Source organism: Rhizobiaceae bacterium, assembly GCA_023953835.1.
Classification (GTDB): domain Bacteria; phylum Pseudomonadota; class Alphaproteobacteria; order Rhizobiales; family Rhizobiaceae; genus Mesorhizobium_G.
This window is the reverse complement of sequence record JAMLJB010000001.1, coordinates 1,920,473-1,941,810: the sequence shown is the minus strand read 5'-3', so window position 1 is coordinate 1,941,810 and position 21,338 is coordinate 1,920,473. Positions and strand designations below refer to the sequence as shown.

At 63.4% G+C, this 21,338-nt stretch carries 14 protein-coding genes and 1 tRNA gene; 11 read left to right on the top strand and 4 right to left on the bottom strand.

Annotated elements, in window-relative coordinates; all coding sequences use genetic code 11:
• Window positions 1-11 precede the first annotated feature (11 nt).
• The 3 genes from M9924_09045 to M9924_09035 all read left to right on the top strand — a co-directional run bounded on the left by M9924_09045 (window position 12) and on the right by M9924_09035 (window position 3,476).
• Window positions 12-1,169 carry a putative 2-aminoethylphosphonate ABC transporter ATP-binding protein gene (locus M9924_09045; protein ID MCO5064554.1) on the top strand — a complete coding sequence of 386 codons (1,158 nt, stop codon included), beginning with the start codon at window positions 12-14 and terminating at the stop codon, window positions 1,167-1,169.
• On the top strand, window positions 1,169-3,181 hold the full coding sequence (locus tag M9924_09040) for a putative 2-aminoethylphosphonate ABC transporter permease subunit (protein ID MCO5064553.1): 2,013 nt from the start codon (window positions 1,169-1,171) through the stop codon (window positions 3,179-3,181). The genes M9924_09045 and M9924_09040 overlap by 1 nt, the downstream gene beginning before the upstream one ends.
• 85 nt (window positions 3,182-3,266) lie before the next feature.
• A complete protein-coding gene (locus M9924_09035) occupies window positions 3,267-3,476 on the top strand; it encodes a hypothetical protein (GenBank protein ID MCO5064552.1) in 210 nt (69 codons plus the stop codon).
• A 9-nt stretch (window positions 3,477-3,485) separates the two neighbouring features.
• On the opposite strand, the gene M9924_09030 is transcribed toward M9924_09035, so the two are convergent.
• Window positions 3,486-3,905: a helix-turn-helix domain-containing protein gene (locus tag M9924_09030; GenBank protein ID MCO5064551.1), complete on the bottom strand. Its 420-nt coding sequence runs from the start codon at window positions 3,903-3,905 to the stop codon at window positions 3,486-3,488.
• Between the two features lie 67 nt (window positions 3,906-3,972).
• Here M9924_09030 and cadA point away from each other — a divergent pair, with 67 nt between their 5' ends.
• The 4 genes from cadA (at window position 3,973) to M9924_09010 (ending at window position 8,487) form a co-directional block, all read left to right on the top strand.
• Window positions 3,973-6,258 carry a cadmium-translocating P-type ATPase gene (cadA, locus tag M9924_09025; GenBank protein ID MCO5064550.1) on the top strand — a complete coding sequence of 762 codons (2,286 nt, stop codon included), beginning with the start codon at window positions 3,973-3,975 and terminating at the stop codon, window positions 6,256-6,258.
• A gap of 70 nt (window positions 6,259-6,328) precedes the next feature.
• Window positions 6,329-6,418: transfer RNA gene (locus M9924_09020), tRNA-Ser, on the top strand.
• Between the two features lie 76 nt (window positions 6,419-6,494).
• Window positions 6,495-8,024: a malonyl-CoA synthase gene (locus M9924_09015; protein ID MCO5064549.1), complete on the top strand. Its 1,530-nt coding sequence runs from the start codon at window positions 6,495-6,497 to the stop codon at window positions 8,022-8,024.
• Between the two features lie 79 nt (window positions 8,025-8,103).
• Window positions 8,104-8,487, top strand: a complete 384-nt coding sequence (locus M9924_09010; protein ID MCO5064548.1) for a hypothetical protein — start codon at window positions 8,104-8,106, stop codon at window positions 8,485-8,487.
• A gap of 33 nt (window positions 8,488-8,520) precedes the next feature.
• Here M9924_09010 and M9924_09005 read toward each other — a convergent pair whose 3' ends face one another.
• On the bottom strand, window positions 8,521-10,665 hold the full coding sequence (locus M9924_09005) for a hypothetical protein (GenBank protein MCO5064547.1): 2,145 nt from the start codon (window positions 10,663-10,665) through the stop codon (window positions 8,521-8,523).
• Between the two features lie 698 nt (window positions 10,666-11,363).
• On the opposite strand from M9924_09005, the gene M9924_09000 reads away from it, so the two are divergent.
• Window positions 11,364-11,927: a sugar transferase gene (locus M9924_09000; protein MCO5064546.1), complete on the top strand. Its 564-nt coding sequence runs from the start codon at window positions 11,364-11,366 to the stop codon at window positions 11,925-11,927.
• Window positions 11,924-12,802 carry an NAD-dependent epimerase/dehydratase family protein gene (locus M9924_08995; protein MCO5064545.1) on the top strand — a complete coding sequence of 293 codons (879 nt, stop codon included), beginning with the start codon at window positions 11,924-11,926 and terminating at the stop codon, window positions 12,800-12,802. The genes M9924_09000 and M9924_08995 overlap by 4 nt, the downstream gene beginning before the upstream one ends.
• Here M9924_08995 and M9924_08990 read toward each other — a convergent pair.
• Window positions 12,774-14,054, bottom strand: a complete 1,281-nt coding sequence (locus tag M9924_08990) for an AGE family epimerase/isomerase (protein MCO5064544.1) — start codon at window positions 14,052-14,054, stop codon at window positions 12,774-12,776. The genes M9924_08995 and M9924_08990 overlap by 29 nt on opposite strands.
• Window positions 14,055-14,099: 45 nt before the next feature.
• Window positions 14,100-14,663 (bottom strand): peroxidase-related enzyme, encoded by a 564-nt coding sequence (locus tag M9924_08985; GenBank protein MCO5064543.1) that lies wholly within the window; start codon window positions 14,661-14,663, stop codon window positions 14,100-14,102.
• Between the two features lie 161 nt (window positions 14,664-14,824).
• Here M9924_08985 and M9924_08980 point away from each other — a divergent pair, with 161 nt between their 5' ends.
• Both M9924_08980 and M9924_08975 read left to right on the top strand, forming a co-directional pair.
• Window positions 14,825-19,636 carry an NAD-glutamate dehydrogenase gene (locus M9924_08980; GenBank protein ID MCO5064542.1) on the top strand — a complete coding sequence of 1,604 codons (4,812 nt, stop codon included), beginning with the start codon at window positions 14,825-14,827 and terminating at the stop codon, window positions 19,634-19,636.
• A 21-nt stretch (window positions 19,637-19,657) separates the two neighbouring features.
• Window positions 19,658-21,034, top strand: a complete 1,377-nt coding sequence (locus M9924_08975; GenBank protein MCO5064541.1) for an MFS transporter — start codon at window positions 19,658-19,660, stop codon at window positions 21,032-21,034.
• Window positions 21,035-21,338: the final 304 nt, after the last annotated feature.

Here is a 21,338-nt window from a genome sequence, read left to right as displayed (position 1 = left end):
CGGTGGAAACGATGAGAAACCTGACCGTAGCCAGGACGGCGGCAACGCCGGCAAACGCCGTGCCCCAATCGGAAACCGCGAAGCCGGACTACCTCACCATCAGCGATGTGTGGAAATCCTTTCAGGACTTCCAGGCCCTGAAAGGCGTCTCGCTGTCCGTCAAGGAAGGCGAGTTCATCTGTTTTCTGGGTCCCTCGGGCTGCGGAAAAACGACCCTGCTGCGCGCCATCGCGGGCCTCGACCTGCAAACCCGCGGCACCATCCGACAAGCGGGCAAGGACATATCGACCCTGCCGCCGTCGAAGCGCGACTACGGCATCGTGTTCCAGTCCTACGCGCTCTTTCCCAACCTGACCATCGAGAAGAACATCGCCTTCGGGCTTGAAAATGCGCGGCGCTCGAAGGCGGACATCAAGGCGCGCGTCGCCGAGCTGCTGGAGCTTGTCGGACTGACCAGCCAGGCGAAGAAATATCCGGCGCAGCTTTCCGGCGGTCAGCAGCAGCGCATTGCGCTGGCCCGCGCCATGGCGGTGTCGCCCGGACTGCTTTTGCTCGATGAGCCGCTTTCGGCGCTCGACGCGAAGGTGCGCGTGCACCTGCGACACGAGATCAAGGAATTGCAGCGCAAGCTCGGCGTCACGACGATCATGGTCACGCATGACCAGGAGGAAGCGCTGGCGATGGCGGACCGCATCGTGGTGATGAATCAAGGCACGATCGAGCAGGTCGGCACGCCGACCGAAGTGTATCGCCAGCCCGGCACGTTGTTCGTCGCGGACTTCATCGGCGAAACGAACCGCTTCCCAGCCACCACGCTTGGTCCAGACCGCATCGCACTGGCAGCCACCGAACTCATGACCGCACCGCACGACATGAAGCCCGGCGCCGAAGTCACGGCGGTCATCCGCCCGGTGGACATCATTCCTCATGCGCTCACCGTGACCGAGCAGGTCGGAACGCCGCAGAACCTGATCGACGTGACCGTTGAGAAGATGGAGTTCCTGGGCGGATTCTGGCGGTGCCGCCTGTCCTCGCCGCGATTTGGCGAGGGTGTGCTGATTGCGGATTTCTCGATAAACGCCGTCCGCCGCCTGGGGATCGAGACCGGATGCAGGATGCATGCCGAGCTTCCCCAGAGCCGCGTGCTCGTTTTCGCCGGGGGAAGATGATGACCGCGGCGACGGCGACCCTGCCCGCCGGGCGGGCCCTGCGACCACAGCTCTCGTCGGACGACGTGACAAGGCGCGGGTTGATGCTGGTGATCGCGCTCTATCTGATCGTCGCGCTTGCCCTGCCACTCTACGTGCTCCTGTCGAAATCGCTTTCGACCTATCATTTCGATCTGAACCTGTTCGAGATACAACAGAGCGACGGAACGGGCGCGAATTTCGGCCCGGCCAAATCGGTCGCCGAGCTGAATGCGCAAGCGCAGGCCTTTGGGCCGGAACAGCTTGACACCGGATCGGATGGGCGCTTGCCGGTCACGGCCCTGTTCAAGGATTTCTCGTTCCGCAGCCCGGTGAACTACCGACTGCGCGGTACCACTCCGGAATCGGCCTTCCTCGTCGGATCGGAACTGAAACGCGGCACGGACTGGGTCGAAGTCGATTCCAACACGTTCCGGCGAGTGTCTTTGCGGCCCGTTCGCGCGCTTGGGCTGAACAATTTCGTCAACTATTTCTCGACGCCCTCGCTGGCCAATTCCATCGGAAACTCGGTGCTGATGGGGCTCATCAGCACAGCGCTGGTCATATCGATCGCCTTCGGGCTTGCCTATGCGCTGAACCGCAGCCACATGCCCTTCAAGGGCTTTTTCCGGCTCGTGATGACAGTTCCCATACTGGTGCCCTCCCTGTTGCCCGGCATCGCGCTTGTCTATCTGTTCGGCAATCAGGGCCTGCTCAAGAGCTGGATGATGGGCAATTCCATCTATGGACCGATCGGCATCGTGATCGGTTCGGTGTTCTTCACGCTGCCGCACGCGCTGCTGATCATTTCGACCGCGCTTTCAATTGCCGACGCCCGCCACTATGAAGCCGCCGCCGCGCTGCGCGCCTCCAGATGGCGCACCTTCTGGACCGTTACCGTTCCCGGCGCGCGCTACGGGATCATCTCGTCCGCTTTCGTGGTCTTCACGATGGTGATCACGGATTTCGGCCTGCCCAAGGTTATCGGCGGGCAATACAACATGCTTGCCGTCGACATCTACAAGCAGGTGATCGGCCAGCAGAACTTCGAAATGGGCGCTGTTGTGTCGGTGCTGCTGCTGGTGCCGGCGGTCGTCGCCTTTTTCGTGGACCGCACGATACAGAAACGACAAGTGGCCCTGCTTTCGGCGCGCGCAGTTCCCTACGAGCCGAAGCAAAATCCTCGTTTCGATCTCGGCTGCCTGGCCTATTGCAGCCTGATCGCCGCCTTCATCCTGGTGATGATCGGCGTGTGCCAACTCGCGGCAATCGTCAAATTTTGGCCCTACGACCTGACGCCGAGCCTCCGCAATTTCCGTTTCGACCTCATGGATGGCGGCGGCTGGGGCGCCTATTACAACTCCATCCGCATGGCCCTGCTGACGGCGATCTTCGGGACGATCATCGTCTTTACCGGAGCCTATATGATGGAAAAGAGCGAAGGTTTCCGGGCCGGGCGCACGCTGTTCCAGTTCCTCGCAATGTTGCCGATGGCTGTGCCCGGCATGGTTCTGGGCCTCTCCTATATTTTCTTCTTCAACAATCCGGCCAACCCGCTCAATGTGATTTATGGCACCACGACGATCCTCGTGGTGTGCACGGTGACCCACTTCTACACGGTTTCGCACCTGACGGCGCTGACCGCGCTCAAGCAGATGGACCGGGAGTTCGAACCTGTCGCCGCCTCGCTGAAACAGCCTTTCCACAGGCTGTTCATCCGCGTCACCGTGCCCGTGTGTCTACCCGCGATCCTCGACATCGCGATCTATCTCTTCGTCAATGCCATGACCACCGTGTCGGCGGTGGTCTTCCTCTACTCGACACAGACGCAACTCGCCTCCGTAGCCGTGCTCAACATGGACGACGCCGGAGACATCGCCCCGGCAGCGGCGATGGGCATGATGATCTTTTATACGAATGTCGCCGCGCGGCTGGTCCACGGCGCGGTGTCCCGGCTCTTGCTGAGACGAACGCAGGCATGGCGGCAACGCTGACCGCCGCCCGCGCCCATGCGGCGCAATTTCCGGTTGGCCTTGAGCGGTGGATTGCGCGTATGCTCTTCGGACAGGAGGCAAGCCGATGACCGATGAGACAAGCGCGCCAATCGACGATATTCCGACCCATCCTGAAGAGATGAAGGCGACGTACAACCTTCGCATCGGGAAGAGCATCTCGCTGCAAGGCAGCGCCAGAATTACCCCGGCCGGCGTTGTCACGATAGGCGTTACGACGCTGCTCGTCGCGCTCGCTTTCGTCGCGCTCAACTCGCCCCGGATGCGCAGGTATTAAGGCATCCGCTCAGGCAAGCGGTCCGTGGTGATGGTGTTCTGACAGGGTTTCGATCACGCGGCAATTCTCGACGTGACCCTCGCAGCCACTAGCCAGCATGCGAAGCAACTCTCCGCGTAGGGCCTGCAGGCTGGCGATGCGGCGATCCACTTCCGCCAGCCGGGTTCGTGCCGTCTCGTCGGCGGCCTCGCAGGATTGACGCGGATTGTCCTGCAGTGCCAGCAGCGTGCGGATCGCCTCTGTATCGAAGCCGAGTTCCCGCGCATGCCGGATGAACGCCAGACGATTGAGGTCGTGCTTTCCATATACGCGTCGGTGTTTCGCCGTGCGATCCGGCGCGGGGAGCAGGCCGACCTGCTCATAATACCTGATCGTCGGCACCTTCACCCCGCTCAGCCTGGATGCTTCGCCAATCGTCACGCCGGGCATTTTCCGCTTGCTCCTCTAGTCACTAGAGGATGTAGCACAGTTGCATTCCCGCAGGAAAGGCACTGGCATGGACGGCACACTCACCACGCGTTTCCGCGTTGACGGCATGGATTGCGCAAGCTGTGCGACCAAGGTTTCCACGGCTGCGAAGGGCGTCAAAGGGGTGGTGGACGCTTCTGTGTCGGTGCAGGCCGGGACAATGGTGCTGAGGCATTCGGCGGACGCCGATCTTGAGGCGGTGACCACGCGCATTCGAAAACTCGGCTATGGCGTGCAGAATGCCAACGCAAAAAATGCGCAACCGGCGAGCCCCGCGCACCCCGATCACGACGGCCATGATTGCGCCGGGCATGACCATGAAAAGGCTGCAAGCCGCAAAGAAGAGGCGTCGGGCCTGCACAGTCACGATCACGGCCCGACCGAGGGGCCGTGGTGGAACTCCCGCAAGGCCGTGCTCACCGCCGCAAGCGGCGGGGCTGTGGCCTTTGCCTGGATCGTCGGACGCATGGTGCCGTCGCTCGATGCCTATGCCTTCACGCTGGCGATGCTTGTCGGCCTTGTTCCCATCGCCTGGCGCGCCGCGATGGGCGCGCGATACGGTACGCCGTTTTCCATCGAGACCCTGATGACGATAGCTGCGGTCGGCGCGGTCATCATCGGCGCAGCCGAAGAAGCGGCGATGGTCGTGTTCCTGTTCCTCATCGGTGAACTGCTCGAAGGCGTCGCGGCGGGCCGGGCGCGCGCCAGTATCCAGGCGCTGACGAAACTCGTGCCGCAAACCGCACGCGTCGAAGAAAACGGCGAGATGCGCGAGGTGCCGGCGGAAAGCCTGAACATTGGCGCGACGATCGTCGTTCGCCCCGGCGACCGGATACCGGCCGACGGCGACATCATCGAAGGCGCAAGCTCGATCGACGAAAGCCCGGTGACGGGCGAAAGCGTTCCCGTTCGCCGCGAGGCAGGCGAGAAGGCGCTTGCCGGAACGATCAACGGCGACGGCGTCCTGCGCATCAGGGTGACGGCGGCGGCGGCAGACAATACCATCGCCCGTGTAGTCCGTCTCGTCGAAGAGGCGCAGGAAAGCAAGGCGCCGACGGAGCGGTTCATCGACCGCTTTTCCCGCTGGTACACGCCGGGCGTGCTGGTGCTGGGCGCACTCGTCGCCGTGGTTCCACCCCTGCTCTGGTCAGCCTCCTGGTCCGAGTGGATCTACAAGGGCCTCGCGCTGCTGCTCATCGGCTGTCCTTGCGCGCTGGTCATTTCCGTTCCCGCCGCCATTGCCGCAGCACTTTCGGCGGGCGCCCGGCGCGGCCTTTTGATGAAGGGCGGCGCGGTGCTGGAAGGCTTGGGCGGGATCACCGCCGTCGCGCTCGACAAGACCGGCACGCTGACGGCGGGCAGGCCGCAAGTCACCGACATCGTTGCGCGAGGCGGGAGCAAGCGGGATGCGTTGGCGCTCGCCGCCGCGCTGGAAGCGGGATCGAGCCATCCGCTGGCAATGGCCATCCTGGCGAAGGCGAAGGCCGACACCATCGCGGTTCCGCCCGCCTCAGGGTCGAAGGCCATCGGCGGAAAGGGCGTGTCGGGCATCGTCGATAAAAAGCAGGTTTTTCTGGGTTCGCCCGCCGCCGCAGCGGAAATGGCCGGGCTTTCGCAGGAGGATCAGAGCGCGATCGCCGGGTTGAACGATGCGGGCAAGACAGTTTCTGTGCTTGTCGCCGACGGCAAGGTCGCGGCCTTCATCGCGATGCGGGACGAGCCGCGACCGGACGCGGTGGCCGGGCTGCGCAAGCTGGCGTCCTCGGGAATAAAGACTGTGATGCTGACGGGCGACAACCGCAGGACCGGCGAGGCCATCGGCGCCCGCCTCGGCATCGAAGTCCGGGCCGGGCTTCTCCCGGAGGACAAGCAGCGCATCGTTGCCTATCTCCAGAAGCAGGGATTCGTCGTCGCAAAGGTCGGGGACGGTATCAATGACGCGCCCGCGCTTGCCGCAGCCGACATAGGCATCGCAATGGGCGGCGGAACCGATGTCGCGCTCGAAACCGCCGACGCGGCGGTGTTGCACGGCCGGGTCGGCGATATCGCGGTGATGATGGAGCTGTCGAAGGCAACGCTTTCGAATATCCGGCAGAACATTGCGATTGCGCTGGGGCTGAAAGGGGTCTTTCTCGTCACGACCATTCTGGGCATCACCGGGCTTTGGCCGGCGATCCTTGCCGATACCGGCGCGACCGTGCTGGTCACCGCAAATGCACTGCGTCTGCTTGGTTTCAAACCGGCAGCAGATGAACGCGTTGACGAAACAGTGCCGTTAGCGCTAGAGAAGCCCGCGTCGGGAGACATTCGATAGCTATTCGGCAGCCACAGGGCGTTTTCAACCACCCGCCCCGGTCCGGATTTGTGAATGTTTTCAATGGCGTGGAGAAGTGGCTGAGTGGTTGAAAGCACCGCACTCGAAATGCGGCATACTCGCAAGGGTATCGGGGGTTCGAATCCCTCCTTCTCCGCCAGAAATTTCCTGCCTTGTATGGTATTTCACTTCGCGGCATCAGTTGGCATGCCGGGATAACGCGACAAGCAAGGCCCATGACGAACCATCTCATTTCCCGAATCCTTCCGGCTGATCGCGATCCGGACCGGCCCTGCATCATCTGCCAGAACGGGCGGCGATACAGCTATGGGGAAGTTGTGCGATGGTCGCGGCGCTATGCGGCGGCGTTGAGAGCAGCCGGTGTCACCGTGGGCGACCGTGTTGCCGCACAGGTGGAGAAATCGCCGGAGGCCCTCTTTCTTTACCTCGGATCCGTGCGCGCGGGAGCGATCTTCCTGCCGCTGAACACAGCCTACACGCCTTCTGAAATCGGCTATTTCCTGGGTGACGCAGAGCCTGCGATGTTCGTCGCCGACCCCGCGAAGCTGGAACTGCTGCGCCCCGTCGCCGCGCAGAACGGCGTCGGGCGAACGGAAACGCTGGGCGCCGACGGCAGCGGTTCCCTACCCGATCTCGTCGCCGCCGCGCAGGCGGACGCACCCGATGCCGCGCGCAGCGCTGATGACCTCGCCGCGATCCTTTACACATCCGGCACGACGGGCCGCTCCAAGGGCGCGATGCTGAGCCACGGCAATCTGCTCTCGAACGCCGAGGCGCTGCTTCCGACATGGGGCTTTACCGGGGAGGACGTGCTGATCCACGCGCTGCCGATCTTTCACACGCACGGCCTGTTCGTGGCGACGAACCTCGTCCTGCTTTCGGGCGCCAGCATGATCTTCCAGCCGAAGTTCGATGCGGCCGGCGTCATCGAGGCGATGGCCGGCGCAACCGTCCTGATGGGTGTCCCGACCTTCTACACGCGCCTGCTCGACCAGCCCGGCCTCGACCGCGCGGCGACCGAACGCATGCGCCTGTTCATATCGGGTTCGGCCCCGCTGCTCGCCGAAACCCACAGGGCGTTCGCCGAACGCACCGGGCACGCGATCCTCGAGCGATACGGCATGACCGAGACCAATATGAACACGTCCAATCCGCTGGTGGGCGCGCGTGTGCCGGGTTCGGTCGGCTTTCCCCTTCCCGGCGTGGACCTTCGCATCTGCGATCAGGACACGGGCAAGGAGTTGCCGACCGGCGAGATCGGCGTGATCGAGGTGCGCGGCCCGAACGTCTTTTCCGGCTATTGGCGCATGCCGGAAAAAACCCGCAGCGAGTTCCGCCCGGACGGCTTTTTCATCACCGGAGATCTGGGCCGGATCGACGAGCACGGCTATGTGTGGATACTCGGGCGCGGCAAGGACCTCGTGATAACAGGCGGCTACAACGTCTATCCCAAGGAGATCGAACTGGAGATCGATGCGATTCCCGGCGTCGTCGAAAGCGCGGTCATTGGCGTGCCTCATCCCGATTTCGGCGAAGCGGTGGTTGCCGTCGTCGTGCCCGAACGCGGTGCGGACATAAGCGAAGGCGACATCGCCGAAGCGCTTCGCCCGAGATTGGCCAACTACAAATTGCCGAAGCGCGTCGTCATGGTCGACGAACTGCCGCGCAACACCATGGCGAAAGTGCAGAAGAACATCTTGCGCGACAGCTACCGCGACATTCTCGCGGAAGCGCCCACGCGATAGCCAATACGCCTTAATGGGAAATTGCCGCGCCCTGCGGTTTTGATAGCGTCCGGCACGGTATCGCATGAGGGGGCCAAACATGGCCAGCGCCGGACATATGATGCGTCGGGTTGCGCCGATCATTGTTGCGCTCGCATTTCCTGCGCTGGCGAACGCGCAGAGCGGTCCCTGCGAACTCGACGCATCCGGAGAGCTGTATTGCTACAGCAACAACAGCGCCAACATGCTGGAAGCTTCCTGCCTGACTTACGCCGATCCGCGATATTGCCTGCCTTATCACCAGCGCGCATGTCAGGTGAACGGGTTCGCGCTGGCATGCCGGATGACCAGCCTCGGGCAGAACTGCATGGGAGGCGATCCCAACCAATGCAACTACTATATCCAGATTCTGCAGGCGAACCGCGCGTGCAACCTCGAAGGCAACCGCCAGGCCTGCAACTGGATCATCCAGCAGGGGCTTTGAGAGGGTCGCCCGCCCGCCCGCTTGCTGCTGTCATCAAGGCTCGTTCCGCGCTGCTTCCGTCTCATAGGTAACGCTATAGTGCCCGCGCCCGCCCGGGAACATCGCATAGTCGACGCCCTTGATCCTCTCGCTCCGGAACGCCACTGCCTCGCCATTGCGCGCGATCGCCAACAGCCTGCCGGCCTTTGAATCGAGCGGAAGCATCGCGGTCAGCGCCTCGCCCATGTCATCACGGGTGTTGATCGCAAAGCTCAGGATTTGTCCCTCCAGCCTCACACCTTCGAAGGTGGACTGGGACCTTGCATCCTGCCACGCGAGGAGTTGATCCGCGGAAATCATCGGAACATTCCATTTGCGCGCGGCGTCGACCACAACCGTGGCAAAACTGTTCGAGAAATCGATATGGGTGCCGAAGGCGCCATAGAACCCGTCCGGACCGAGCGCACTTTCAATGAGCCGGTCCACGGCACCCGGATTGGAATTGAAAATCTCATCCACCAGATGCGTCTCCTGCTGGTAGACATCGACGACCTCGCCGTCCGGCGTGCCGTATCGCATCGGCAGTCCCGAACCGGTCATGAAGCCGGATCGATTTCTCAACCAGGATTCCGGCCAGTAGTAGTAGTTCATATCGAGCCGGATACCCCAGCTCCGCTCGATTTCCGCATGGCTCAGATAGTCGGACCAGACAATGCAGTGCAGCCGGCTGGTCACCTGCGTCGGCAGCGATGGGAATCGCTGCTGGAATACGCCCAGATCGCGTGCAATCGCATTGTTGAGCGACGCCCGGGTCCAGTCCTTGCAATCCGTGGATATGTGCGATCCGACCGAGAACCCGGTCGCGGCATATTTTTCGGCGTCCTTCACAGTCAGGCCGCTGCTCGCATAGATCCATGACGTGGCGCGAGCGCATTCCCATTCGGCCAGGCTGCAATTCTTGGGGCTGAATTCGTCCAGAAGCTGGAAGAAGCTGCGGGTCCCGTCCTTCGTGCCGTGATCGTCGGCGGCCATGACCACCGCCGCCTTGTAGTCCTTCGGGAAATACCAGAAGCGCGGCAACGGGGTCCCGTCCCGCTGAAGGTGAAGCATCAGGTTCGACAGGAAGCGCATCGTCTCGTCGGCCTGCGGAATGGCGACCTTTTCGAGATCGAGATAGTCCGGCTGCGGATCGTCCTTCGCATTCCCGAAAAACAGGTCATTTGGACGAATCGGCGGCAATCCGTCCCGATCCTGTCCGGCCCATGCGGGATTGCCTTGCCTGGTCAACATGACAGACAAGGCGAGATCGAAGGCGAGCGCCGAAACCTCGCCACCAAGCGAGCCGATGCTTCGCACCGTTGCGGCGGGCGTGAACTCATCATTCCCGTCGAAGCGCAGGGAAGCGATGACGCTCGTGCCGGGCTGCGCGGTCAGCCTGGCGGCTTGACCATGAAACTGGATCGGCTCCTTGACCAGCCCGGCTCCCGGCGCCTGCCCGGTGTCGAAGCTGAGATATCCCGATGTCTGCACCAAATTCTCCGTGGCCACCCCCGCCAACTGTGCAAGCGCGCCCGAAGGCTGTATTGCAACCAGATTTCCGCCGTCCTCGACCCAATCTTCCAGCCGGTTTGTCAGGGCGTCATCGATATTGCCCGCAACGATCGCAATCTCGTAGCCCGCCAATTCCAGTTCGCGGACCTCGGCCGCGCTGGCGATCGTGAAATCGGTAAAGCCCTCGGCACGCAATATCTCGCCATAATATGCGCTGAAATCCTTCTTCCCGCCTTGCACGATCAGGATCGGAGGGCTGCCGGTCGATGCAATGCCTTCTGCCTCGTTGACGTTGAAGTTCCAGTCCGCAAGCTGGTCGTCCCGGGAATAGACCTTCACGCTGTATTCGGCAGGCTTGAGGATGCTGCTCGTGGTGACGACGATGGCTTCCTCGGAAGGGAGATATTCGATGTCGCCCATGACGGGAAAGGTATCGGTGCCTGTCCGCCCTTCGATTCGCACCTCGGTGTCGGCCGGGGAAATCGCGCGGTCGAAGGTGATCTTGATCTTGCCCAGCGGCGCAACCTGGGCATTCGGCTTGGGCACCATCGCAATCGGCCTAGGATCGCGAAGCATGAAATAGGCCGCACCAGTGCAGACCGCGAGAACGAGGAAAACCGCGATACTTCGAATAAAGCTTCCCCTCATAAGCCCCGCCCCATTTCCAGTTCGTCCAACATGTGCCCAATGAACCGCACCCGCGCCGGAACGGCACGGATGTGCCCTTCCGCCGACGCATGCTTTTCCTGAAATTCGCGGTAGACCGAACCCCGCGATTGGTTTTTTTACGCTGAATGAACCTGCCGCTATCCTGCTTTCGCGTGACGACATCCTTTGTGCAAGTGGGCGCACGTGAATGTGAAGAGCGTTTGCGGCAACTGAGTCGACTTTACAAAATCTGCCTTAACAGATCAAATTTTAGCTATGCTGTAAGTCCCACTTCAATAAGCCTGTGCTCTATTTGCCGTCACAATCGATGGGGCGATTGGGTGGGCCATGAAATCAGATTCGAAAGTGGCGGCGAGCGCCGTGTTTGCTTTGCTCGCGGCAGTCGCGACAGTCGAGACCAGCGGGCATTGGGGCGCGGGGTCAAGTTGTGTCGGAACCGGGCAAACTCCAATCAGGACAAGGGTTTGCGCAGGTTGGGGCAGGATCGACGCGCCAATGATCACCGGCAGCATCAAGCCCCATGGACTGACACGGATAGCTTCGATCGATCCGGATCTTGCGCTCGACGTGCGGCTGCGTCGATAGAGCCCGCGCCTCACGCCGCCGATTGAGCCCTTGCCGAACGGGCGGCCGGCTTGGTAGGTCCCGCAAATGTTTGCAGATTCTGCGGCGGCTCAATGGACTTGAACGGAAGGCTTTTCGACACGGGCGCGGCGGCCATCGGCCTGCTGCTCGCATCGCCCGTGCTTCTGGCCTGCGCTTTGCTGATTCGGCTTGATTCGCCCGGTCCCGCCTTGTTGCGACAGGTGCGCATCGGCGAAAACGGCAAACCGTTCACATGTGTGAAGCTGCGCACCATGCATGCCGATACGGGCGACCGGCCAACGCATGAGGTGGGCCGGTCGGCGGTCACGCGCGTCGGTCATTTCCTGCGTCGCACCAAGCTCGATGAACTGCCCCAGCTCTGGAACGTTCTGGCGGGCGACATGAACATCGTTGGACCCCGCCCCTGCCTGCCGACCCAGCTTGAGTTGATCGAGGCGCGCAGGAAGGCGGGCGTGCTGGCCATGCGCCCCGGCATCACCGGCGTATCCCAGATCGCGGGCGTGGATATGTCCGATCCCGAGCGGCTTGCGAAGCTGGATGCGACCTACCGGCGCTCGCTCAGCGCGGACCTCAGGATCATCGCCGCGACGATCCTCGGCGCAGGGCAAGGCGACAGGACCACGAGCGGCGCATGAAGGTCGCTGTCACCGGCACCAGCGGCTTCGTCGGAACGGCGCTTGTTCCGCTTCTGATGTCGCAGGGCCATTCGGTCCTGACGATCCGGCACGGAGAGCCGCTTCCGGCGCTCGATGGCGCGGACGCGGTGATTCACCTCGGAGGGCTGGCGCACCGGACCGGGCGCTCGACCCCGACGCCGGAGGAATTTGAAAGCGCCAACCACACTTTCACGCGCGACCTCGCGCAGCGCGCACAGGACGCGGGCATCCGCAGGTTCGTGCTTGTCTCGACGATCAATGTCGTTGCCGCCAACAAGGGCGTGCTCACGCCCGACATGCCCGTCAATCCGCTCAGCCCCTATGGCGAGTCCAAGGCGCGCGCCGAGCGCGCGGTGCTCGACTTGCCTGAGATAGGGCCGGTCGTCCTGCGCCCGCCTCTCGTCTATGGAAAAGGCCCCAGGGCGAATATCCGGAGCCTCACGCGGCTAGCGCTGTCACCGTGGCCGCTGCCCTTCGCTTCGGTCAACAACCGACGCAGCATGGTCGGCCTGTCCAACCTGATCGAGGCCGTCACGTTCGCGGCCACGGCTCCGGGCATTGAAGGCCGCATCTTCCACGTCACCGATGCGCGCCCGCTTTCGCTTCGCGAGATCGTGGGAACGATTCGAAAGAGCCTCGGTCGCCCGGAACACCTGTTCCCCGCGCCTGTCTGGCTGATGCGGGCGATTATGCAGGCAACGGGACGGTCGCACATGGCCGAACAGCTTTTCGGCGATCTGCTCGTGGACGGCACCGCCCTGAATATTGCGGGGTGGAACCCGCGCCACCCGCCCGAAGAGAACCTTGCGGCAATGGCCGCAAGCCTCAACCGAGTTGAAGATCGCCCTTCATGAGGCCGCGCGTGATGCTGCCATCAGCAGGTAGCAGCGGAATCAGACATGCCTGCACCGCGTGGTAGATGTCCGGTCGTCCGGTAAAGACCCGGCTGACCGGGCGCATTCCGGCGTCGAGTTCAGGAAGCCAGCTTCCATTGCGCCGGTCGATGAAATGATTGGCGACGACGCCCCAGATGCGGCGATACCAGGTTTCGAAAAACGGTTCCGGCAGCGCAGTCCCCAATACGGCGGCGGCAGCGATGCCTTCCGCGCAGGGCCACCAGAAGTGATCTTTCTGGTCGGGCCGGTCGCTCCAGTCGAGCGTATAGAAAAAGCCCCCCGACGAATGGTCCCAGCCGATTTCCGTGGTGTGCTTGAAGAGCGATGCGGCCGCCTCCGGCAGCCATTCCACCTGCCGCCCGCCAAGCTGCCAGAGCTGGACGAGAAGGCGACTCCATTCCAGCGCATGCCCCGGCGTCGTGCCGCGCGGGCGGAACATCGGATCGCCGGCATAGGCAATATCGACATTCCAGGCCCTGTCGAAATGTTCGGCCACCCGCCAGCCCTGCTCCCGCGCGTGGCGATTGACGATAAGGTCGGCGATGCGGCCCGCCATCGCCAGATAGTCCGTATCGCCCGTTGCCTCATGGGCCGCCATCAGCGCCTCGGTCAGGTGCATATTGGAATTCTGCCCGCGATAGTCGCTGATCGGCGACCAGTCGGCAGCATATTCCTCCGAGGTTGCGCCCGCCGTCTCCTCCCAGAATCGCGTGCGCAGCACCTCCGTGACATCGCCGATAAGCCTGTCCGCAAGCGGATGCCCGACAACCTTTGCCGATGAAGCCGCAAGCAGGACGAAGGCATGCCCATATGCCTGCTTCGTGGGGTTGGTCGGCGTCTCGTCGTCGACCGCCCAGAAATAGCCGCCATGAGAGGAATCGCGGTGCCGGCGCCACAGAAAGTCCATGCCGTGGTCGATGACGCGATCCGCGCCCGGCAGGCCGAGCAGGCTTGCGACAGCGAAGCAATGCACCATCCTCGTGGTGTCGTGCAGTTGCCGCTCGACGCCCGCATGGGCAGGCCGCGCGGCATTCGGCCGGCCAAGCTCGTCCAGCGTGAAGAACCCGCCCGCAGGATTGAAGGCAGCCGGCTGGAAGAAGTCAAAAAGTTCGAAGGCGCGCGACAGCAGCCAGCGACGATGCGCCGGACGGTCGACAAGCCTCGGTCCTGCGGTGCCTGTCCAGTCCGGGCCAGTTGCGGTGTCGTTCATTTGCGCTCCCACGGTTTCATGCGCGCACCCGCCACTTTGACCGGCCTATCGCGCCATCGCGTGATACTCCGGATTGGGGCGCATATCGACGGCGGCGGCGACGCGATTCGACATGTTGAAGAATGCAGCCGTCGCCGCGATATCCCAGATGTCGCGATCGCTGAAGCCAACCTCGCGCAGACGCGCCCTGTCGGCCTCCTCCATCTCTGCCGGCCGTTCGGTCAGCTTCACCGAAAAATCGAGCATCGCCCTTTGGCGCGGCGAAAGGTCGGCGGCGCGATAGTTCATCACCATCATTTCGCCAAGCGCCGGATCGCCGGAAAGCTGCCGCACCGCCGCGCCGTGCGCGGTCAGGCAATAATAGCAGTGGTTGACCGAGGATACGGCAACCGCGATCATCTCGCGCTCCAGCTTGGAAAGGCCGGATTCGCCCAGCATCAGCTCATTGTACATGTCGGTGAACGCCCTGAGCTTCTTTTCATCAAAGGCGTAGGCCAGCAGCACATTCGGGATCAGCCCGAGCTTCTCGACGCATTTGTCGAAATACGCCCTGGTGGCGTCACTCAGTTCGCCGGGCTCAAGCGCCAGTGCAGTCGGGCGAAGCGTCATATGAGCGTTCCTCTAATATAGTTGTTGCACTTTTTTTGAGCATACCCCATTGAGCGGTCGCCAAATATGGCCGCATTGGTCTAGCATAGACAAAAAAATGTGGTCTGGGCCTGCTATCGATCGGTCTGTTCAAGGCCAACTGTACGGACGGGAGGGAAGCGATGGACGCCAAGCACAAAGCGACATCGGTCAAGGCAAGCACCGGCAACAAGCCCACTCCGGGCAAAACAGGGGGCGAAACATCCCGACGTCGACTCGCCGGATTCGCGAAGCACCTTCTCGACCGCGCTGCGCCGGAAGACGTTGCTCCTTATGATGAAAATGCGCTTGCCAGGGCGGCCGAACTCGCCGAGCAGGCGCTTCTGCGCCATCGCAGGGGCGACAGCATCGTTTCAGTCGACACCGATCCGGCCATCGCGCTCAACGGCAAGCCGCTGACGGTGGTGACGGTTGTCAACGACAACATGCCATTCCTGTTCGACTCCATTCTCGGCGAGGTGACCGACGCCGCCGGCCAGCCGCATTTCGTCACCCACCCGGTGCTCACGGTCGAGCACGGCAAGAACGGCGTCCAGAAGCTGGCGGCGGAAGCCGCACTCAAGACAGACCATGGGGCCGACAAGGTCAGCGTCATCCACATTCACGTCAGCCGCCTGAGCGCCGAACAGGTCGAGGCACTCGACAAGAGACTGGACAGGCTGGTCAGGCAGATCCGGGCCGTGGTGCGCGACTGGAAGCCGATGCTGGCGCGGCTCGACCAGGCGATCTCCCAGTTCCGCTACACGCCGGTGCCGCTCGACAAGCATGCGGTGGACGAGGCGATTGCCTTCCTCGAATGGCTGCGCGACGAGAATTTCACATTCCTCGGCATGCGCGAGTTCAAATATTCCGGAACCGAAAAGAGCGGTACGCTTTCGCGCGTCAAGGAACCCGGCCTCGGCATCCTTTCGGACCCCGACGTGGTGGTGCTGCGCCGCGACACGCACAGCAGTCCGACGACCAGCGAGGAGGTGCGCGCCTTCCTCTACGGCCCCGATCCGCTGCTCGTGACCAAGGCCAACGCCAAGTCGGCGGTGCATCGCCGGGCCTATCTCGACTATATCGGCGTCAAGATTTTCAATGCCAAGGGCGCGCTGGCGGGCGAGTTGCGCATCGTCGGCCTGTTCACCTCGACGGCCTACACGCGCTCGGTGATGAAGATCCCCTATCTGCGCTCCAAGGCCGAGACAGTGCTCGCCAAATCGGGCTTCGACCGCTCCGATCATTCCGGCAAGACGCTGATCAACGTGCTGGAGTCCTATCCTCGCGACGAACTGTTCCAGATCCCCGTCCCGATCCTGCGCAAGCATGCCGATGCGATCCTCGGCCTGCTCGACCGTCCCCGCGTGCGTGCGCTGGTGCGGGTGGACCAGTTCGACCGCTTCGTCTCGATCATCGTGTTCGTGCCGCGCGACCACTACGATTCGCATGTGCGCGAGAAGATTGGCGCCTACCTCAAGACGATCTATGACGGGCGGCTGTCCGCCTACTATCCGGCCTTCCCCGAGGGCGGTCTTGCCCGCGTCCATTTCATCATAGGGCGTTCGGGCGGCAAGACGCCGAAGATCGACCCCGCGACCATCGAGGCCGGCATCCGCGACATCGTGCGCACATGGGAAGATTCCGTGCGCGAAGCATCGACCGGCTCGGAGGAGGACGCGGTCCTCGTCGGCATGGCGAACCGCTTCCCCGAGAGCTACCGCAACAGCTTCACGCCGGCGGAGGCCCTTGTCGATGCACGCCGCATCGCCGCGCTCGACGCGATGAACGCCATCGCCACCGATTTCTACCGCGCGCCCGGCCAGAAGCCGGAAGAGGCGTCGCTCAGGATCTATCATTTCGGCACGCCCGTGGCGCTGTCCCGGCGCGTCCCGCTGCTTGAAAACATGGGGTTCAGGGTCATCAGCGAGCGCACCTTCGAAGTCGCTGATGAAAATGCGGCGCCGGTCTTTGTGCACGACATGCAGATCGAAACCGCCTACGGCAAGCCGCTCGACCTGACCGACGAAGGCGTGCTGTTCGAAAAGACGTTCCTTTCGGTCTGGCACGGCGAGGCCGACAATGACGGCTACAACACGCTGGCGCAGACGGCGGGCCTGAACCCGGCGGAACTCGGCATCCTGCGCGCCTATGGGCGCTACCTCCAGCAGGCGGGCATCCCGCAGAGCCAGGATTTCATCGCCGCCGCGCTGAACCGCTACCCGGACATTTCGCGCGGGCTGCACGCGCTCTTCGTGGCGCATCTCGATCCGTCGCAAAAGAACGGCGAGGTCACCGCGCGCCACCTCAAGGCCAAGATCAAGGACGCGCTGGACGATGTTCCGAACATCGACGACGACACCATCATCCGCCGCTATGTGAACCTCATCGAGGCATCGCTGCGCACCAATCATTTTGCGCCGGTCGAACCGGGTCAGCCGCGTTCGCTCGCCATCAAGCTCGATCCGCGCGCCATTGACGGGCTGCCCGAGCCGAGGCCCTGGCGCGAAATCTTTGTCTACGGCCCGGAGGTCGAAGGCGTGCACCTGCGTTTCGGTCCCGTCGCGCGCGGCGGCCTGCGCTGGTCCGACCGCGCGCAGGACTACCGGACCGAAGTGCTCGGCCTCGTGAAGGCGCAGCAGGTGAAGAATGCGGTCATCGTGCCGGTCGGCGCGAAGGGCGGCTTCTTCCCCAAGCAGCTTCCGGCAGGCGGCTCGCGCGATGCGGTCTTCGCGGCGGGCACCTCCGCCTATATCAATTTTGTCTCCAGCCTGCTGTCCATCACGGACAATCTCGACGGCAACAAGATCGTGCCGCCGAAGGATGTCGTGCGCCGCGATGCGGACGACCCCTATTTCGTCGTCGCGGCCGACAAGGGCACCGCGACTTTCTCCGACACGGCCAACGCCATCAGCGCCGCGCATCATTTCTGGCTGGACGACGCATTCGCCTCCGGCGGCTCGGCAGGCTACGACCACAAGAAAATGGGCATTACCGCGCGCGGCGCATGGGAAGCGGTGAAGCGGCATTTCCGGGAGATGAACCGGGACATCCAGACCTCCCCCTTCACCGTGGTGGGCGTCGGCGACATGTCGGGCGACGTGTTCGGCAACGGCATGCTGTTGTCCGAACAGACGAGGCTGATCGCGGCCTTCGACCATCGCGACATCTTCATCGACCCCGATCCGAACCCGGCGATTTCCTTCGCCGAGCGCAAGCGCATGTTCGCGCTGCCGCGTTCGAGCTGGCAGGACTATGACAGGTCGGCGCTCTCGGAAGGCGGCATGGTCATCTCGCGCGCCCAGAAATCGGTGACGCTCACGGCACAGGCCGCAGCCGCCATCGGGCTCGGCAAGATGGTCGCCGCGCCCGCCGAAATCCTCAACGCGATCCTCAAGGCCGATGTGGATCTGCTTTGGTTCGGCGGCATCGGCACCTATGTGCGCGCGTCCGGTGAAACCAATCAGGAGGTCGGGGACCGCGCCAACGACGCCATCCGCGTGACGGCGGCCGAACTGCGCGTCAAGGTCATCGGCGAAGGCGCGAACCTCGGCGTCACGCAACGCGCACGCATCGAATACGGCCTGCTGGGCGGGGCGTGCAATTCCGACGCCATCGACAATTCGGGCGGCGTGAACTCCTCCGACGTGGAGGTCAACATCAAGATCGCGCTGGCGGGCGCGATGCGCCGCAATGTGCTGACGCGCCCGGCCCGAAACCGCCTGCTCGCCGAAATGACGGAGGAAGTGGCCGGGCTGGTGCTCGCCAACAATTACGAGCAGACCCTTGCGCTTTCGCTCGCCCGCAAGCGCGGGCTGCTGGACCTCGGCCATCAGGCGCGGTTCATGAGCATTCTAGAGGGGCGCGGCCTGCTGGATCGCGCGGTCGAGAACCTGCCCTCGCCCACTGCGCTGGCCGAACGCGAGGCGCGCAACGAACCGCTGACGCGCGCCGAACTGGGCGTGCTGCTCGCCTATGCGAAGATCGTGCTGTTTTCCGAGATCGTTGCCAGCGACGTGCCGGATGACGGCCATTTCGACCGGGACCTGATGGCCTATTTCCCGGATCGCATGGAAAAGAAATACAATCAGGACATTCACGGGCACCGGCTGCGGCGCGAGATCATCGCCCGCGTGCTGGCAAACGATGTCATCAATCGCGGCGGCCCCTCGTTCATCACCAAATTGCAGGAAGCCTCGGGCCGCAGCGCGCGCGAGGTCGTCCGCGCCTTCGCGGTGGTGCGCGACGGGTTCCACCTGCCAGCGCTGTTCAAGGAGATCGACGCGCTCGACAACCGCATCGACGGGCAGTTGCAGCTCGACCTCTACGCCACCGTGGGGCGGCTGATCCATACGGCCAGCGCCTGGGACCTCAAGAACGGCGACGAGTTTTCGCCGATCGGCGCGCAGATCGCAGCGCTTCAGGAAGCGCGCCGCATGCTGGAGCCAAAGCTCTTCGCCCTGCTGCCGGATTTCTCCCGCGACAGGCTCGCCGCGCGCCGCGAAAGCTGGATCGCCGCGGGCGTTCCGGAGAAACTGGCCGAGCGCATCTCGCTGACTGAAGTCGGCGAACTCATTCCCGACATCGCGCTTGTCGCGAAGGAGGCGAAGTCTGACGTCAACGCGGCCGCGAAGGCCTATTTCACGCTGACGGAGGCATTCCGCGTCGGGCGGATCGAGGATGCCGCGCGCGCGCTGGCGCCCGCCGACTATTATGAGGGGCTGGCGCTGACCCGCGCGATCGACATGACCAGCGCTGCGCGCCGGGGGATGGCTGTCGCCGCGCTGACGCGCTATGCAGACAGGCCGGAGCCGGTGGCCGCATGGCTCGAAGCGGGCGGCGAGAGGATCACGCGCCTGCGCGAACGCCTGCAGGCGCTGACCGAAGGCAGCGAGTTGACGGTGTCCCGCCTTTCGGTCGCGGCGGGGTTGATGGGCGACCTGACCGGACTCTGATCCGGCACTGAGGGGGGAAGCATGGCTTCACCGACCGACGGCCGGGCCACCAGGTCCGGCATCTGGGGCTGGATGCTGTTCGACTGGGCGGCCCAGCCCTTCTTTACAGTCGTCACCACCTTCATCTTCGGTCCGTATTTCGTCTCGCGCATGGCGAGCGATCCCGTGACGGGACAGGCCGCGTGGGGCTATGCCGTTGCGCTGGCGGGTTTCGTGATCGCCATCCTTTCGCCCGTGCTCGGCTCGATTGCCGACGAGACCGGCAGGCGCAAGCCGTGGATCGCGTTTTTTGCCGCGATCAAGATCGCAAGCCTCACCATGCTCTGGTTCGCCGCCCCCGGCTCGCCACTGGTGCCCGTGCTGCTCGCCTTTTCGCTTGCGTCCATCGCCGCCGAGTTTTCCACGGTCTTCAACGACTCCATGATGCCGCGCCTCGTGCCGTCCGCCGAAATCGGGCGCATCTCCAATGTCGCATGGGGCCTCGGCTATCTCGGCGGCATGGTGGTGCTGGTCTTCGTCGTGCTCTGCCTTGCCGGATCACCGACGACCGGCACGACGATCATCGGCATGAAACCGCTGTTCGGCCTCGACCCGGCGCAGGGTGAGGACGCCCGGATCACCGGGCCGATTTCGGCGCTGTGGTATTTCATATTCATCATGCCGATGTTCCTTTTCACGCCGGATGGCGCGCGCGGCAAGCCGCTCGGCAAGGCAGTGCGGCAGGGCCTGTCGGAACTGAAATCGACGCTGGGTGAAGTGCGCGGGCGAAGCGGAATCCTGCGGTTCCTGATCGCGCGGATGATCTATCAGGACGGCGTCAACGCATTGCTGGCGCTGGGCGGCGTGTTCGCCGCCGCAATGTTCGGCTGGACCATCACCGAGATCGGCCTGTTCGGAATCATCCTCAACGTGATCGCCATTTTCGGCTGCCTGGTTGCCAGCCGGCTGGACACCGCGCTGGGATCGAAAGCGGTCGTGCTCGTGTCGATTGTGCTGCTGGCGGCAGCGACGCTCGGGATCGTATCGACGGGCACCGACTACACGCTGTTCGGCGCGATCCGGTTTTCGGGCACGGGCGGCGAGGGACTTTTCAGTTCGCCCGCCGAAAAGGCCTATATCGTCTACGGCCTTCTGATCGGCATTGCCTTCGGTCCGGTGCAGGCGTCCTCGCGCTCCTATCTGGCGCGCAGCGTGTCTCCCGAAGAGGCTGGCCGCTATTTCGGCATCTATGCGCTTGCGGGCCGCGCAACCAGTTTCCTTGCGCCATTCATGGTCGCCACCGTCACCGCGCTCAGCGGTTCGACGCATCTTGGCATGGCAACGATCCTGATTTTCCTTGTCGGAGGACTGCTGGTCCTGCTGCCGACGCCCTATCCGGCTGCGAACCCGAAAGCCTGAACGCACCCCCGAAAATACGCGAGGCCGCTTCTCCCCGTCGGAAGAAGCGGCCCCTTTGCTAGGTCCGTAGTCAGCGCGCCCCATTTGCCCCAAAAACGCGCGACTTCACCTGGCCCTAGTTACTTACTCTGCGTACCCACCCGCCCCTGCGGCCTTCACCGCAGTTGAACATAACAATGCATGTTGCGGGCCAGTTCGGGCCGCGCCGTGCCAATCCGCGTCGGGAAGCGGCAAGTATATGATTTTATTGGGTTGAATTTATCGCATTGCGGCGAGAGGGGTCACGCCGCCACCGCCTGGATGC